Below are 16,286 nucleotides of genomic sequence, written 5' to 3'. Positions count from 1 at the left end.
TCAACTGCTATGCCGGCCACCTTAGCTCCGCCTCTGCTTTCGCTGCGCCAGCTCACACCCCAGCATTGGCGAACTTGAACAGACCTTCATCGCCACCGTATGCAAGTTCTCGGCTAGTCTTCCAGCATTCCCATCGCAGGAGACTGTAATGATCCCCATCACCAGACTCACCGTAGCTGCGCTTTTCGCCGCCTCTCTCCCCGTTCAAGCAGCGCAGCTACTCCCCGGGCTTTGGGAGTTCAGTAGCGAGAAACTGGTCGTCGACGGCATGCAGATGCCTGGCATGTCCGAAATGTTGGCGCAGATGAACCAGCTGCCTCCCGAGCAGCGCAAAATGATGGAGAGCATGCTCGCCGAACAGGGCGTTGAGCTGGGCTCCGGGGGCGTCCGCATCTGTCTGAGCGAAGCACAGGTCAAATCACGCAAGCTGCCCTTTCAGGACGAGCCAGGTTGCAAGCAAGAGGTTCTTGAACAAACGGAAAGCCTGTGGCGATTCCGTTTCGAATGTCCGGATGCAAAAGGCCAGGGCGAGACCAAGGTCATCAGCGAGCGGGAGGTAGCGAGCACCATCGAGACCACCTACACCACGGGCGAGCAACAGGGCACCAGTCGGATGCAGTCACGCGGTCAGTGGATTGGTGAGGACTGCGGCGCACTGAAGCCTCAGCGCTAACCAGCGCGGCGTTTCACGTGGAACGTGACGCAAGACTTGCGATTACTCGGTGACCCATTCACCCGCACTGTTCTGTTCGCACGCAGGTTGCAGGTAACGGGCATCGCTGGCGACGCCGTAGTAGTGGATGTCCTGGCGATATGGCATGTTCGAAACCTGGGCGTTGCGGCAAATGCCAAAGGCGCCGGTCGGACACTGCTCAACGAAGGTCACCTCGACCTTTTGGTCCTTGAGGGCTGGCTGGCAGAATCCGCTGCGGAAGAGCTCGCCAGGGATGCTGCGATTCTCCTGACAGATTTTTACTTCGATCCGATCATCCTGACTATGAACGATGCAGCCTTCTGCAAGCGCCTCGGCGCAAAGCCCTACCATCAACAGCAGCCCATACTGCGAACGCATCACCAGTCCCTCCGGATCGAACGCCGCGACTCTAGCATGCAGGTCTGAAAACCGCTTTCCTCCGTTCAGTAGAATGCGCACCATAACGCCATGCTTTCCAATATCCCGACACACCTCATCAGCGGCTCACTCGGCGCCGGCAAGACCAGCCTGATACGTGCGCTGCTGGCGCAACGCCCTGCCAGTGAGCGCTGGGCGGTGCTGATCAACGAGTTCGGACAGATCGGACTTGATGCTGCGCTACTGACCACCGACGACTCAGGCGTCAGCTTGGCGGAGGTCGCCGGCGGCTGTCTGTGTTGCGTAAACGGTGTGCCCTTCCAGGTGGGTTTGAGCCGGCTGCTGCGCAAGACGAAGCCGGACCGGCTGTTCATCGAACCCTCCGGCCTGGGTCATCCCGCCGAGCTGCTTGATCAACTCTCACGCGCACCCTGGCTCGGCGTGCTCGCTGTGCAGCCCTGCGTGGCAGTCGTCGACGGGCCGGGGCTGCTACGCGGCGAACCGCTTCCGGAGAGCCAGCAGCAGTCAATGAACCGTTGTGGTCTGTTGGTGATAAACAAGAGCGATCGCCTGGGTCAAACCGAACGGCTTGCACTTCAAGCGCTGCTGCCGTCGATACCGGTCTGCTGGACACAACATGGACAGCTGCCGCTCGGGAAGCTGCCCGGCATCGACCAGCACGCAGGAAATGCTGAAACAGCGCCATCATCGCTGCCCTCTTTAACGGCAAGCCTCGGCAGTGTCTGGCTGGACCCGCGTCAACCACTGTGCCAGAGCCAGGGTAACGCCGATGGCTGGAGCATCGGCTGGCGCTGGCACCCAAGCCAGCGCTTCGATCTGCAGCAGGTAAAGGCATGGCTGGAATCGCTGGACTGGCGCCGCGCGAAGCTGGTCATGCAGGGTCCGCAGGGCTGGCAATCGCTCAACGCGCTGAATGGCCGGACCTTGGCATTCAACCCCAGCGAATGGCGCAAGGATTCTCGCCTGGAACTGATTTTCGCCGAGCCCCAGGATGAAAAAAAACTGCACGACGCGGTGGTCGCCTGTCGACTATGACCTAGCAGCTCAATCGTCGCGGCGGCGCCAGTCGTCCATCTGAATCACCTGGCCAGAATCCTGACGAGCAGGAAACGGATGGGCCTCCATTTCGATCGGGCCCGGACGACCGCCAAACATCACGATGCTGCCCTGATGGCGATGCTCCCCGGTTACGGTGAACTCGAAGCCATATACCCGTGCAAAGCGGCGTTGGCCACGTGTATCACGGATCAACCCGAGTCGGCGAAAGGCTACGTTGCCGTCAAGCAGTTCTACATCCATCTTCTTGCAGTGTTGCCGCACCGCCCTCAGCGCCCGCTCGCGAATGCCATAGGAATGCCACAGCCAGGCGCCGATGCTGAGCAGCACCAAGACGATAAACAGATTGCCGAGGGTCACCATGCGTGACACTGCCGGCAATCCTGCAAGCAGCGATGGGCTTCGGGCCTCGCGCGCGGCGAAACGGTGACCCGGCGCATCAGCTCTCCAGCCAAACGTCGCGTACCCAATGCCAGACCGACTCCCAGCTTTCGTCAGTCATCTCATGCTCGCTGCCGTCGAACAGCATGACCTCACCTTCAAGATCCACTACGTAGAAGTCAGGCCCGTCCTGGCAGATGGGCAGCAAGTCTCGCTCCACGCCGGCGTCCCAGGCGTTCGCGGCCACTTCGGGCAGATAGGTATGCGCTTGCGGATCAGAAGCTGTCACGGGCTCCAGACGTCCATAGACCACGTCGCTGACTGTCAGCAGAAACTCGCGCAGGCCAAACGGAAGGTTGATCAGCAACTCCTCCTCAACCTCGACCAACCGGTCATCGTCCGGCAACTCCAGTGGCACCGGCACCGGTTCGTTTAGCTCTCGCAGCTGCTCGATTACTTCTTCCATGACGGTCCCCCTTCGACGGTCTTGAGAATGCGCGTTTATACAAGCCCGCGCATTGGCTAGCCAGTACCAGTCGCGCTAAAGTACTTGCCGTTTGGAAAAAATGGCGCACCGCTAGGTATCGCAGGTAATGAACGGTCCGCCTTGCAGTCTCAGACCATTAGGTAGCAACCGCAATTGGTGCCTGCTCGTCGCCATCAGCCCGTAACGGGGTGGACAGGAGAAATTGTGGCATCCATTGAAGATCTAGACACGCTCGCCAAGGCGATCGCCCAGTGCGGTGATGAGCCGATCCATATCCCCGGCAGCATTCAGCCTCATGGCTTTTTGCTGGTGCTCAGCGAGCCCCAGCTGACCATTACCCAGGCCAGCGAGAACGTGCGTGAATGGCTTGGTGTTGATGCGCAGGCGCTGCTGGGACAGCCGCTGACCGACCTTATTGGTGAATGCGGTTTCGCTGAAGGGTTGGCTTCATTAGCCGATGATGACCACAACCCTCTTCACCTGCGGGACATCAATTTCAACTTGCCGGGCCGCAGCAACCATCCGCCGCTAGCCCTGATGGCGCACCGTTTCAAGGGCAAGCTGATCGTCGAGTTCGAATCGGCCGGTAGCCCAAGCGCGGCATACGACAAGCTATACCCGCTGATGCGGACCTTCGTCGTACAGCTGCAGGAGGCGCAAGACCTTCAGTACATCTGCCAACTGGCTGTTCATGAGGTCAAGCGCATCACCGGCTTCGGTCGGGTCAAAGCCTATCGATTCGACGCCCAGGGCAACGGCCATGTATTGGCAGAGCAGGCTGACGACGGCTATCCAAGTTATCTGGGTCTGTGTTTTCCCGCCTCGGATATCCCGCCGCAAGCGCGCCAGCTCTACTGCAACAACCTGATCCGCGTGATCCAGGACGCCAATTACCAACCCTCTCCGATCGTGCCCACGCTCACCCTTGACGGGGAGCCGCTGGACTTGAGTTTCGCCTCGCTGCGCAGCGTGTCGCCTGTTCATCTGCAATACATGCGCAACATGGGCACGTTGGCCTCGATGTCGATCTCCATCGTCATCCAGGGGCGCCTCTGGGGACTGATTTCCTGCCACGACGCCGAGCCTCGCCAGGTCAACTATCAGACCCGTACAGCCTGCGAACTGCTGGGTCGCATTCTGTCGCTGCAAATCGAAGCCAAAGAAGCGGCGACCCTGGCGCAACGCAAGCTCGAACTGCGACGGCAGATCGTCGAGATGCTTTCCTCCATGGCAGACCGTGACAGCGTCATTGAAGGCTTCAAGTGTCTGCCACAGGTCGTGCTGGAGTTCGCCGGTGCGGTCGGCGGCGCGATTGTCTCCGGCGAGCACTCCGAACCGATTGGCGAGACGCCGCCAGCCGCCTTGCTTGTGCGCCTGACCCAGTGGCTGTCGAAGCAACGCGAGCAACTGGTGTTCAGCACCGACTGTGTCAGCCGCGACATCCCGGCCATTCCCGAGCTTGCCGAGCATTGCGCCGGTTTGCTGGCCATCTCTATCTCCCGTCTGCATCCGCATTACCTGATCTGGTTTCGACGCGAACAAATCAAGACAGTCAACTGGGCTGGACAGCCAGAGAAGCGGATCGACAGTCAGGGCAGTCTTTCGCCGCGTCACAGCTTTGAAAGCTGGCGGGAAACAGTCCGTGGTTTCGCGACACCTTGGCAGCAGGTAGAGCTGGAGGGAGCGCTGGAGTTGCGCACAGCGGTACTCGGTATCGTTCTGCGCAAGGCCGAAGAAATGGCCCAACTGGCTGGAGAATTGCGCGAAAGCAACAAGGAGCTTGAGTCTTTCTCCTACAGCGTCTCGCACGACTTGCGTGCGCCGTTGCGACACATTGCCGGGTACGCCGAGCTACTTGGAGAGCTCGAAGGCAGCAAGCTCAGCGAACGTGGCTTGCGCTTTCTCGACAACATCGGCGACGCGGCCCGCTTTGCGGGAACCTTGGTCGACAATCTGTTGAGCTTTTCCCAGATGGGTCGCGCCGCGTTGCGCTTGTCCGATGTGAATCTTTCCGCGCTGGTTGAATCCATTCGTCAGGAAATGGCACCCGATTGTGAAGGTCGCGAAATAGAATGGCGGGTCCATCCTATGCCGATCGTGGTCGCCGACGCTGCTTTCATCCACATGGCGTTGCGCAACCTGATCTCGAACGCGATCAAGTACAGCCGCAAACGCGAGCACGCGACCATCGAGGTCGGTGCTGAAGAGCGTGCTGAGGAAATCATCGTCTATGTCCGCGACAACGGCGTGGGTTTCAACATGCAGTACGCCAACAAACTGTTCGGCGTCTTTCAGCGTCTGCATCGCATGGAAGAATTCGAAGGCACTGGTATTGGTCTGGCCAGCGTGCGCCGGATCATCGAACGCCATGATGGTCAGGTCTGGGCCAACGGCGAGGTTAACCAGGGCGCAACCTTCTTCTTTTCGCTCCCCAGACTTACCTACGCCTCACCCATTTAGTACGGGACTCTAAATGCTCAAACCGATTTTGCTGGTCGAGGACAATCCACACGATCTCGAGCTGACATTGGTGGCGCTTGAGCGCAGTCAGTTGGCCAATGACGTCATTGTCATGCGCGACGGCGCCGAGGCCCTGGATTACCTGCACCGCCGCGGGGACCACTCAGGCCGCGCCGATGGCAATCCAGCTGTGCTCCTGCTGGACCTGAAACTGCCAAAAGTCGATGGCCTGGAGGTGCTGAAGAACGTTCGGGACACCTCAGAATTGCGCAGCATTCCTGTGGTGATGCTCACATCGTCCCGTGAAGAGCCCGACCTGGTTCGAGCATACGAACTCGGAGTGAACGCTTACGTGGTCAAGCCGGTCGAATTCCGAGATTTCGTCGCCGCCATCTCCGATCTGGGGATTTTCTGGGCCGTGCTGAATGAGCCGCCACCCGGATCACTGCGGTTGCAGCGCCAACTTCGGGATCGCAAGAACAGTGAGGAGCCGGGCTAAACGCTCATGCTTAAGGCTCCAAAGCAGAACTCCTTTCAAGTAGTGCGGTATCCGCGACAGGATGGTTATGCCGGCGACAACACCTATCAGCGTCCTGTTTGTTGAAGACAGCCCGCACGACGCTGAACTAGCGCTCGTCACGCTCGAAAGAAGCGGCTACGGCATCGATAGCGAAGTGGTTTTCGACCAGGCAGGTGTTGTCGAAGCCCTGCAACGCCGAAGCTTCGATCTGATTCTTTCCGACTTCATTCTCCCCGGTTATTCCGGCAGCCTGGCGCTGCAGGATGCCAGGCTGCTCGCACCCGAAACTCCGTTCATCTTCCTCTCCGGAGTCTTCGGCGAGGAGCATGCTGTGAACATGATGCGCTCCGGCGCCGTGGACTATGTCCTCAAGCAAAACCTCGGCTTTCTTCCGAAGGCTGTCGAGCGGGCATTGAGCGAGGTCCAGGAGCGATGCGGGCGGTTGCGCGCAGAGGAGGCGCTGCGCGAGGTGGAAGTTCGGGCGCGTTTGGCGATCGACGCTGCGGGGCTCGGAATGTGGGACTACGATCCACAGCACGACAGGCTGGTTCTCGATCGTCGCTGCCGCGCCATGTTCGGCTTGGCCGACCGTGCGCCTGTGGATATCCATGTCTTCGAGTCGCTGTGCCATCCCGACGACCTTCAGCGCATGCGCGAACACGTGTGGGAAGCGATCAGCATCGACAAGGGCGACAAGGAGTACACCACCGACTACCGCATCATGCTCGAAAGCGGTCAGGTTCGCTGGTTTGAAACCCGTGGCCAAGCGTTTTTCGATGAAGGCCTGTGCAAGCGCTTCATCGGTGTAGTGATGGACGTCACCGAGCAGCGGCTGGCGACCGAAGCGCTCAAACGCATGAATATAGCCCTGGGTGAACGCGTAGAAGAACGTACCCGGGAACGAGACCGGACCTGGGAGCTGTCACGGGATCTGCTCGCCGTGATGCGTTTCGACACCACAGTGATTGCACTCAACCCCGCCTGGGAAGAAGCGCTTGGCTGGCCGCGCGAAGACCTGATCAACACACCGCTATGGTCACTGGTCCACGCCGATGATCTCAGCGCGACCCAAGCGGAGACCGAACGCATTCGCTGCGGTAACGTCACCGATCGCTTCGTCAACCGCATGCAGCATCGTGACGGCAGCTATCGCTGGCTGTCCTGGACCGCCGTACCTGAGGCCGGAATGATGTACGCCGCTGCACGTGACATCACCAGCGAAATAGCGGCGGTAGACAAGCTTGCCGACGCCAACCGCGAGCTCACTGAGCAGATTAAAGAACGCGAACGCATCGAAGCCACGCTGCAGCAAATGCAACGGCTCGAGGCCGTCGGCCAGCTTACGGCTGGTGTCGCGCATGACTTCAACAACCTATTGACGGTGATCCTCACCAGCGCCAGCTTTCTCAAGAACGATCTGGAACGCGGCGCACCGCTGGCCAAATCACTCAGCCGCCTGCAGTACATTCAGGATTCCGGCGAGCGCGGTGCAACCTTGACCAGTCAGCTGCTTGCGTTTGCACGCCGCCAGCAACTCGCCCCAAAGGCCGTCGATCTCAACGACACCCTGGTCGGCCTGTTGAGCCTGCTACACAGCACCCTGGGTGGCTCCGTCACCATCGAAACCGATACCCGTGCCGGGCTATGGCACGCGCTGGTTGACCCTACGCAAATCGAGATGATCATCCTCAATCTCGCCATTAATGCGCGAGACGCGATGGGCTCCGGTGGTTGCCTGACCCTGCGTACCGACAACGCAGTGATCAGCGCGCCAGCAGAACGTGCTGAAGAGCCTGGGCCGGGCGAATACGTGGTGCTTTCGGTCAAAGACACCGGCTCCGGCATGACAGACGAGGTGCTGCAGAAAGCTTTCGAACCCTTCTTCACCACCAAGGAAGTCGGCAAGGGCTCAGGGCTCGGTTTGGCTCAGGTGTTCGGCTTTGCCAAGCAATCCGGTGGCGGGGCGCGCATCGAGACCGAGCTGGGCGTGGGCACCACAGTGAGGGTATACCTGCCTCGGGTGACTGCCCCCGAACGCAGTCTCGGCCTAGCGGACCATGAGCAGGGCACGCCGATCGACGAAGCCTCGCATAAGGTACTGCTGGTCGATGACGACCCCGCCGTGCGCGAAGTAACCGCACAGATGCTGAGCAACCTGGGCTACGCAGTAGTGCAAGCCGACGGCGGTCGGTCGGCCTTGGAGCTGCTTGAACAAGGTGCGGCAGTGGATCTGGTACTAGCCGACTTCGCGATGCCGGGCATGAACGGAGGTGAACTCGCGCGAGCTGTCTCGTCTCGCTACCCAAAGTTGCCCGTGGTATTCATCACCGGCTACGCCGAGCTTGGCGAACTGGGAATGGGCAGCTCGACTATCATTCAGAAGCCCTTTCGTGAGGAACAGTTGGTGCGAAAGCTAAGCATGGTCCTAAAGGAAAGTTACCCGGCTTGATGGACACTTTGCGAAATCAGTTGCGCTCAGCCACTGCGGCGCAACATGAACGCGTCGACGCGGCCTTTTCAGCCTATCGGCTGGATCAGCCCGAAGGCTACCGCGCTTTTTTACAGGCCCATGCACAGGTGCTCATTCCGCTGGAAATCGAGCTGGAGCAGGCCGGTATCGAAACGATGCTCGATGACTGGCCGCTGCGTTGCAGACGTCAAGCATTGCTCGCAGACCTCAAGGCACTGGGCTGCGCGGAACCGCCGTTGACGCCGGCTGGCATGGCACCCTCGCCCGGTTGGAGCTGGGGCGCGGCTTATGTGATCGAAGGCTCGCGCCTGGGTGGTCGTGTGCTGGCGCGTCGCGTTGCCGACGCCAATCCGTCTGCCCCGCTACGCTATCTGAACCATGGCAGCGCGACGCCACTGTGGCCAAGTTTTCTACAGAAGCTCGAACAGCAGGGCTCGGCATGTGACTGGTCGGAGGTACTTACCGGAGCGAATGACACGTTCGAGCGTTTTCTGGGCGCAGCCCGGTCGAACAGGTCATAAAGCAAAAAAGCCCTGACGGGCTTTTTTGCCTTGTTCAACACGCACGCACGCGCGCGCGCTTAGGAACATCGAACGTCCTATTCGACGGTGACTGATTTAGCCAGGTTACGTGGTTGGTCAACGTCGGTACCGCGCAGCACGGCAACGTAATAGGAAAGCAGCTGCAGGGGAATCGTGTAGAGGATCGGCGCCAGCACATCGTGGATGTGCGGCATGCTGACGATAAAGGTGCCCTCCCCGTTCTCGATGCCTGCTTCACGATCAGCGAAGACGATCAGCTCACCGCCACGCGCGCGTACTTCCTGCAGGTTGGATTTGAGCTTTTCCAGCAATTCGTTGTTCGGTGCTACCGTGACCACCGGCATGTCAGCGTCGACCAGCGCCAACGGGCCATGCTTGAGCTCACCGGCCGGATAAGCCTCGGCGTGGATGTAGGAAATTTCCTTTAGCTTCAGCGCCCCTTCCATAGCCACCGGGTATTGCGCGCCACGGCCGAGGAACAGTGTGTGGTGCTTCTCGGCGAAGTGTTCGGAAATCTTTTCTACCGTGGTGTCCATAGCCAGCGCCTCGCCGAGACGTGTCGGCAGACGACGTAGTTCGTCGATCAGCTCCGCTTCCAGGGCTGGCGTCAAGGTGCCGCGTACCTGTCCCAGTGACAGGGTCAGCAGCAACAGGCCGACCAGTTGCGTGGTGAAGGCCTTGGTCGAAGCCACGCCGATTTCAGGCCCGGCCTGCGTCAGCAGGGTGAGATCGGACTCACGCACCAACGAGCTGATGCCGACGTTGCAAATAGCCAGGCTGGCAAGATATCGCCCTTCCCCTTCCGTCCGCGCCTTGGCGTTGCGCAGCGCGGCGAGAGAGTCGGCCGTTTCGCCAGACTGAGAAATGGTGACGAACAGCGTATCCGGCTGCACCACCACCTTGCGGTAGCGAAACTCGCTGGCCACCTCTACCTGACACGGAATGCCGGCCAGCTCTTCCAGCCAGTAACGGGCGACCATCCCGGCATGATAGCTGGTGCCACAGGCGACGATCTGCACATTGCGCACCTTGGCGAACAGCTCGGCGGCCTGCGGGCCGAACGCCTGCACCAGTACCTGATGGTCGCCAAGACGGCCTTCGAGGGTACGTTGCACGACCTTGGGCTGCTCATGAATTTCCTTGAGCATGAAATGGCGATATTCGCCCTTGTCCGCTGCTTCGGCGCCTTCATGGTATTGCACGCTTTCGCGCTCGACAGGCTCGCCATCGACGTTCCAGATCTTCACGCTGTCGCGGCGGATCTCGGCAATGTCACCTTCTTCCAGGTACATGAAGCGATCAGTGACCTGACGCAGTGCCAGCTGATCGGAGGCGAGGAAGTTCTCACCCAGGCCCAGGCCTATCACCAACGGGCTACCGCTGCGAGCCGCGAGGAGACGATCTGGCTGCTGCGCGCTGACTACCGCCAGGCCGTAAGCTCCGTGCAACTCCTTTACCGCTGACTTGAGCGCGACGGTCAGGTCGCCAACCTCGCCGAGTTTGTGATGCAACAGATGAACGATGACTTCGGTGTCGGTATCGGACACGAAAACATAACCCATCCCTTTCAGCTGCTGGCGCAGCGCTTCATGATTTTCGATGATGCCGTTGTGCACCACGGCGAGGTCGTCGCCCGAAAAATGTGGATGAGCGTTGCGCTCGCAAGGTGCTCCGTGAGTGGCCCAGCGGGTGTGCGCAATGCCCAGGCGACCGGTAAGTTGCTCGTCCTGTTGCGCCTGTTCCAGCTCGGCGACCTTGCCGGAACGGCGCAGGCGATGCAGGCTGCCGCTGGCATCCAGCACGGCGACACCGGCGCTGTCGTAGCCCCGGTACTCCAGGCGCTTGAGCCCTTCGAGCAGGATTGCGGTGATGTTACGTTCAGCGACGGCGCCAACGATGCCACACATGGTCAGGACTCCTGATGGGTTTCGACGGGCGCGCAGATCAGCTTGATACCGCGGGCCTGAATGCTTGAACGCGCCTCGGAGGTGAGGCGGTCGTCCGTGATAAGGGTCTGGATGTCGCCCCAGGGCAACTCCAGGTTGGGAATACGTCGGCCGATCTTGTCGGACTCGGCCAGCACGATGACTTCTCGCGCGACTTCGGCCATCACCCGCGACAAGCCGAGCAGCTCGTTGAAGGTGGTGGTGCCACGCTGCAGATCGATACCATCTGCACCGATGAACAGCTGATCGAAATCGTAAGAACGCAGCACCTGTTCGGCCACCTGTCCCTGGAACGACTCGGAATGCGGGTCCCAGGTACCCCCTGTCATCAACAGTGTCGGCTCGTGTTCCAGCTCGCGCAACGCATTGGCCACACTCAGCGAATTGGTCATGACCAACAGACCATGCTTGTGGCCCAGCTGCGGGATCATGGCTGCGGTGGTGGTGCCGCTGTCGATGATGATTCGCGCATGTTCACGAATGCATGCCACAGCGGCACGGGCGATGGCTTGCTTGCAAAGCGATACCGGCTGCGCATTATCACCAATCAGCTCCTGTGGCAGGGGCACCGCACCGCCGTAGCGACGCAACAGCAGACCGTTTTTCTCCAGCGCGGCGAGGTCCTTGCGGATGGTCACCTCAGAGGTCTCGAAACGCCTGGACAGCTCGTCGACGCTGACCTCGCCCTGCTCGTTTAGCAGGGCAAGTATCGCGTGACGTCGCTGCGGGGTGTTGCGTTTCGACATATTTAAGTTTCGGTTCGAAAGAAGAGCTGGCGAATCAAAACCTATATCTGCGCAACGGTCAACTGAGGAGACGCATAAAAGCGTAAATAGCGCGCCAGACCATAAGGATTGACTGGTCAACTGTTTAGCACCTGGCTTACAGCTCCACTCCCCAATCCTTCGAGTCCAAATCGCGGTAAAGGGTCGTGATTGAGCAGCTCACCAGCGCGACGCTCTGACGCCACTAGTACAGGAGAGCCAGAGCCGCAGACCCACGACGACGTCTTTCGCTGCTACTTCTGGCCTTTCTGAGGCCGCCGCCAGCCTGTGATCACTGCTTGTCGCGCTCGTCCCAGGGCCAGAGTTTCAGCCGGGACGTCAGCGGTGATCACCGAGCCCGCGCCGGTGGTTGCGCCATCGCCCAAGGTCACCGGAGCCACCAACGAACTGTTGGAGCCAATGAAGACGTCCTTGCCCATGACTGTGCGGAACTTGTTTGCACCGTCGTAATTGCAGGTGATGGTGCCGGCCCCGATGTTGGTCCGTGCACCTATATCCGCATCGCCCAGATAGGCGAGGTGCCCGGCCTTGGCGCCCTCACCCAGGCTGGAGTTCTTTACCTCAACGAAGTTGCCAACATGCGCTTTGGCGCCCAACACCGCGCCGGGACGCAAACGGGCAAACGGCCCGCAATCAGCGCCTTCACCCAATTCCGCGCCTTCAAGATGACTGTTGGCCTTGACCACCGAACCGCGGCGTAGCGTGCTGTTGCGGATCACGCAATTCGGGCCGATCTCCACACCGTCCTCGATCACAACCTTGCCTTCGAGAATCACGTTCACATCAATAAGCACATCGCGACCCGCAGTAACCTCGCCGCGCAGATCAAAACGCGCCGGATCTCTCAAAGTCACGCCCTGTGCCATTAAATGGCGAGCGGCGCGCTGCTGATAATGTCGCTCAAGCTCAGCCAGTTGAATGCGGTCATTGGCGCCCTGAACTTCCATTGCATGCAGCGGCTGCTCGGTGGCGACCACCAGCCCATCGGCGACCGCCATGGCGATCACATCGGTCAGGTAGTACTCACCTTGGGCGTTGCTGTTCGACAGCCGGCACAGCCAGTCGGCAAGCCGCTCACCAGGCACGGCCAAGATGCCGGTATTGCCTTCAGTGATGAGCCTCTGCGCAGCGGATGCATCCTTGTGTTCGATGATCGCCTGCACCACCCCTTGCCCATCGCGAACGATCCGTCCATAGCCGCTGGGATCGGCCAGGTTGACAGTGAGAAGTGCTAGCTGTTGTGGGGTGACCTGCTGCAGGAGACGTTCCAGCGTCGCCGCCTCGATCAGCGGCACATCACCATAAAGGATCAGCACACGTTCGGCCGAAAGTGCCGGGAGCGCTTGCGCCACTGCATGTCCTGTTCCCAGCTGCTCAGCCTGCACCACAAAATTCAGATCATCCGCGGCCAGCTGTTCGCGAACCCGCTCGGCGCCGTGGCCGATGACCACGTGGATGGCCTTTGGCGCGAGTGAGCGAGCAGTATCGATGACATGCCCAAGCATGGAACGACCCGCTACGGGATGGAGTACTTTCGGTAGGGCCGAGCGCATGCGCGTACCCTGACCAGCCGCGAGAATGACGATATCGAGAGACATGGCAGATCCTGAACAAACGTAGCCGCGGGCCGACGCGGGGGTTATTTCCAAGTGGCAGAAAAAGAAAAAGGGTAGCCAAGGCTACCCTTTTACTCGTTCGCGATGAAGCCGTTAGCGGATCAACCGCGACCGTACTTCTTGCGCATCGCCTCGATCGTCCGCAGCTGGGCTGCAGCCTCGGCGAGACGCGCAGCAGCGGAGCCGTAGTCAAACTCGGCACCCTTCTCGTGCAACGCTTTTTCAGCGGCTGTAACTGCAGCTTTCGCCGCCGCTTCGTCCAGATCCTTGGCGCGAGTAGCAGTATCGGCAAGCACCTTCACCATGTTCGGCTGTACTTCAATGAAGCCGCCAGAAATGTAGAAGATGTCTTCTTCGCCGCCCTGCTTGATCACACGCACCGGACCGGGCTTGAGATCAGTCAGCAAAGGAGCGTGGCCCGGCAGAATACCCAGGTCACCCAGGTGACCATGGGCGATGACCATCTCTACCAGCCCCGAGAACAGCTCTTCTTCCGCGCTGACGATGTCACAGTGGACTGTCATAGCCATACTTATGCCTCGGTAATGAGCTCCGCTGGAAACCTTCGCCGCCAGCAGAGCTTATTGGCGCCCGCAAGCGGGCGCGCCAGTTACAGTTTCTTGGCTTTCTCGATGGCTTCGTCGATACCGCCAACCATGTAGAACGCCTGCTCCGGCAGGTGATCGTAGTCACCGTTGAGGATGCCGGCGAAGCCACGGATGGTTTCTTTCAGCGAAACGTACTTGCCTGGCGAACCGGTGAAGACTTCGGCAACGAAGAACGGCTGGGACAGGAAGCGCTGGATCTTACGAGCACGGGATACCAGCTGCTTGTCGGCTTCGGACAGTTCGTCCATACCGAGAATCGCGATGATGTCCTTCAGCTCCTTGTAGCGCTGCAGCACGTACTGAACGCCGCGAGCGGTGTCGTAGTGCTCCTGGCCGATCACGTTGGCATCCAGCTGGCGCGACGTGGAGTCGAGCGGATCGACCGCCGGGTAGATACCCAGGGAAGCGATGTCACGCGACAGAACCACGGTGGCGTCCAGGTGGGCGAAGGTGGTCGCCGGGGACGGGTCGGTCAAGTCATCCGCAGGTACGTAAACGGCCTGAACGGAGGTGATCGAACCGCTCTTGGTAGAGGTGATGCGCTCTTGCAGAACGCCCATTTCCTCGGCCAGTGTCGGCTGGTAACCCACCGCGGACGGCATACGACCCAGCAGGGCGGACACTTCGGTACCGGCCAGGGTGTAACGGTAGATGTTGTCGACGAACAGCAGAACGTCCTTGCCTTCGTCACGGAACTTTTCGGCCATGGTCAGGCCGGTCAGTGCCACGCGCAGACGGTTTCCTGGTGGCTCGTTCATCTGGCCGTAGACCAGTGCAACCTTGTCCAGAACGTTGGAGTCCTTCATCTCGTGATAGAAGTCGTTACCTTCACGAGTACGCTCACCCACACCGGCGAACACGGAATAACCGCTGTGCTCCATCGCGATGTTACGGATCAGTTCCATCATGTTTACGGTCTTGCCCACACCGGCACCACCGAACAGACCGACCTTACCGCCTTTGGCGAACGGGCAAACCAGGTCGATAACCTTGATGCCAGTCTCCAGCAACTCGTTGCCGCCAGCCTGCTCGGCATAGCTCGGCGCCGCGCGATGGATACCCCAGCGCTCTTCTTCACCGATCGGACCGGCTTCGTCGATGGGGTTGCCCAGCACGTCCATGATCCGGCCCAGTGTGGCAGTGCCCACCGGTACGGAGATGGCTGCGCCAGTGTTGCTGACGTCCAGGCCACGCTTGAGGCCTTCGGTCGAACCCATGGCGATGGTACGGACAATGCCGTCGCCCAGCTGCTGCTGAACTTCCAGGGTCGTTTCGGCGCCGGTCACTTTCAGCGCGTCATAGATGTTCGGTACCAGATCGCGCGGAAATTCCACGTCGATAACGGCGCCGATGATTTGAACGATACGTCCGCTACTCATGTTTGGTTCCTCTGAATATTTGAACCGTTCTTAAACCGCGGCAGCGCCGCCGACGATTTCCGAAATTTCTTGCGTGATCGCAGCCTGACGGGCCTTGTTGTAGACCAGTTGCAGGTCGCTGATCAGCTCACCGGCGTTGTCGGTTGCGTTCTTCATGGCGATCATCCGGGCTGCCTGTTCGGCGGCGCCGTTTTCGACCACGGCCTGGTAGACCTGGGATTCGACATAGCGAACCAGCAGCGCGTCCAGCAACAGGCGAGCGTCGGGTTCGTACAGATAGTCCCACTTACCTTTCGGCGCGGTCTGATCGTCGCTCGCGGCCAACGGCAGCAACTGAGCTACGGTCGGCTTCTGCGTCATGGTGTTGATGAACTTGTTCGACACCAGGTAGAGACGGTCCAGACGGCCTTGATCGAAAGCATCCAACATGACTTTGACGCTGCCGATCAGATCATTGATCGACGGCTCTTCGCCAAGTCCGTTGACTGCCGCGACCACATTGCCGCCAAAGCTGCGGAAGAAGCTCGCACCCTTGTTACCGATCACGCACAGGTCAGCTTCGACCTTATTGTCGTGCCATTCCTTCATGTTCTTGATCAGCGCCTTGAACAGGTTTGTGTTCAAGCCGCCGCACAGGCCACGATCGGACGACACGACGATGTAGCCGACACGCTTGACCGGGCGCTCAACCATGAACGGATGACGGTATTCAGGGTTGGTATTGGCCAGGTGGCCAATAACCTGCTGGATCCGCTCCGCATAGGGACGGCTGGCAGCCATGCGCATCTGTGCCTTGCGCATCTTGCTGACCGCCACCTTTTCCATGGCGCTGGTGATCTTCTGCGTGCTTTTGATGCTCGCAATCTTGCTGCGAATCTCTTTTGCGCCTGCCATTTGACACCTATCGGGTTAGCAAGCGGGAGCCTCGCGGCTCCCGCTGCGG

The 16,286-nt window shown here is 59.9% G+C and carries 15 protein-coding genes; 6 read left to right on the top strand and 9 right to left on the bottom strand.

Annotated elements, in window-relative coordinates:
- The first annotated feature begins 148 nt into the window (after positions 1-148).
- Positions 149-673 carry a DUF3617 domain-containing protein gene (locus tag ACSSNI_RS11060; protein ID WP_200640189.1) on the top strand — a complete coding sequence of 175 codons (525 nt, stop codon included), beginning with the start codon at positions 149-151 and terminating at the stop codon, positions 671-673.
- Between the two features lie 42 nt (positions 674-715).
- Here ACSSNI_RS11060 and ACSSNI_RS11055 read toward each other — a convergent pair whose 3' ends face one another.
- On the bottom strand, positions 716-1,072 hold the full coding sequence (locus ACSSNI_RS11055; RefSeq protein ID WP_200640723.1) for an NADH:ubiquinone oxidoreductase: 357 nt from the start codon (positions 1,070-1,072) through the stop codon (positions 716-718).
- 90 nt (positions 1,073-1,162) lie between these two features.
- On the opposite strand from ACSSNI_RS11055, the gene ACSSNI_RS11050 reads away from it, so the two are divergent.
- Positions 1,163-2,128 carry a CobW family GTP-binding protein gene (locus tag ACSSNI_RS11050; protein ID WP_200640190.1) on the top strand — a complete coding sequence of 322 codons (966 nt, stop codon included), beginning with the start codon at positions 1,163-1,165 and terminating at the stop codon, positions 2,126-2,128.
- Positions 2,129-2,137: 9 nt separating this feature from the next.
- On the opposite strand, the gene ACSSNI_RS11045 is transcribed toward ACSSNI_RS11050, so the two are convergent.
- Together ACSSNI_RS11045 and ACSSNI_RS11040 are read right to left on the bottom strand one after the other, a co-directional pair.
- Entirely contained in the window at positions 2,138-2,512 is a 375-nt protein-coding gene (locus tag ACSSNI_RS11045; protein ID WP_200640727.1) for a DUF3301 domain-containing protein, read from the bottom strand.
- Between the two features lie 76 nt (positions 2,513-2,588).
- Entirely contained in the window at positions 2,589-2,996 is a 408-nt protein-coding gene (locus ACSSNI_RS11040) for an SMI1/KNR4 family protein (protein WP_200640191.1), read from the bottom strand.
- Between the two features lie 225 nt (positions 2,997-3,221).
- Here ACSSNI_RS11040 and ACSSNI_RS11035 point away from each other — a divergent pair, with 225 nt between their 5' ends.
- The 4 genes from ACSSNI_RS11035 to ACSSNI_RS11020 all read left to right on the top strand — a co-directional run bounded on the left by ACSSNI_RS11035 (position 3,222) and on the right by ACSSNI_RS11020 (position 8,988).
- Positions 3,222-5,477: an ATP-binding protein gene (locus ACSSNI_RS11035; RefSeq protein ID WP_200640192.1), complete on the top strand. Its 2,256-nt coding sequence runs from the start codon at positions 3,222-3,224 to the stop codon at positions 5,475-5,477.
- 13 nt (positions 5,478-5,490) lie between these two features.
- The gene (locus ACSSNI_RS11030) at positions 5,491-5,976 is read left to right on the top strand and encodes a response regulator (RefSeq protein ID WP_200640193.1); all 486 of its coding nucleotides are present in this window, start codon (positions 5,491-5,493) and stop codon (positions 5,974-5,976) included.
- A gap of 67 nt (positions 5,977-6,043) precedes the next feature.
- A complete protein-coding gene (locus ACSSNI_RS11025) occupies positions 6,044-8,446 on the top strand; it encodes a hybrid sensor histidine kinase/response regulator (protein ID WP_200640194.1) in 2,403 nt (800 codons plus the stop codon).
- Positions 8,446-8,988, top strand: coding sequence for a biliverdin-producing heme oxygenase (locus tag ACSSNI_RS11020; protein WP_200640201.1), 543 nt, complete (start codon positions 8,446-8,448; stop codon positions 8,986-8,988). The genes ACSSNI_RS11025 and ACSSNI_RS11020 overlap by 1 nt, the downstream gene beginning before the upstream one ends.
- Positions 8,989-9,065: 77 nt before the next feature.
- Here ACSSNI_RS11020 and glmS read toward each other — a convergent pair whose 3' ends face one another.
- The 6 genes from glmS to atpG all read right to left on the bottom strand — a co-directional run bounded on the left by glmS (position 9,066) and on the right by atpG (position 16,237).
- Positions 9,066-10,916 carry a glutamine--fructose-6-phosphate transaminase (isomerizing) gene (gene glmS, locus ACSSNI_RS11015; protein WP_200640203.1) on the bottom strand — a complete coding sequence of 617 codons (1,851 nt, stop codon included), beginning with the start codon at positions 10,914-10,916 and terminating at the stop codon, positions 9,066-9,068.
- A 2-nt stretch (positions 10,917-10,918) separates the two neighbouring features.
- On the bottom strand, positions 10,919-11,701 hold the full coding sequence (locus tag ACSSNI_RS11010; protein ID WP_200640205.1) for a DeoR/GlpR family DNA-binding transcription regulator: 783 nt from the start codon (positions 11,699-11,701) through the stop codon (positions 10,919-10,921).
- Between the two features lie 272 nt (positions 11,702-11,973).
- Positions 11,974-13,338 (bottom strand): bifunctional UDP-N-acetylglucosamine diphosphorylase/glucosamine-1-phosphate N-acetyltransferase GlmU, encoded by a 1,365-nt coding sequence (gene glmU / locus ACSSNI_RS11005; RefSeq protein WP_200640206.1) that lies wholly within the window; start codon positions 13,336-13,338, stop codon positions 11,974-11,976.
- 119 nt (positions 13,339-13,457) lie between these two features.
- Positions 13,458-13,886, bottom strand: coding sequence for a F0F1 ATP synthase subunit epsilon (locus ACSSNI_RS11000; protein ID WP_046163281.1), 429 nt, complete (start codon positions 13,884-13,886; stop codon positions 13,458-13,460).
- 80 nt (positions 13,887-13,966) lie between these two features.
- Entirely contained in the window at positions 13,967-15,343 is a 1,377-nt protein-coding gene (gene atpD / locus ACSSNI_RS10995; protein WP_102837646.1) for a F0F1 ATP synthase subunit beta, read from the bottom strand.
- 30 nt (positions 15,344-15,373) lie between these two features.
- The gene (gene atpG, locus ACSSNI_RS10990) at positions 15,374-16,237 is read right to left on the bottom strand and encodes a F0F1 ATP synthase subunit gamma (RefSeq protein WP_200640207.1); all 864 of its coding nucleotides are present in this window, start codon (positions 16,235-16,237) and stop codon (positions 15,374-15,376) included.
- Between the last annotated feature and the right edge of the window lie 49 nt (positions 16,238-16,286).

Source organism: Stutzerimonas tianxiuensis, from assembly GCF_053470365.1.
The sequence above is the reverse complement of the archived record's forward strand: the minus strand, read 5'-3'. Positions and strand labels throughout refer to the sequence as shown.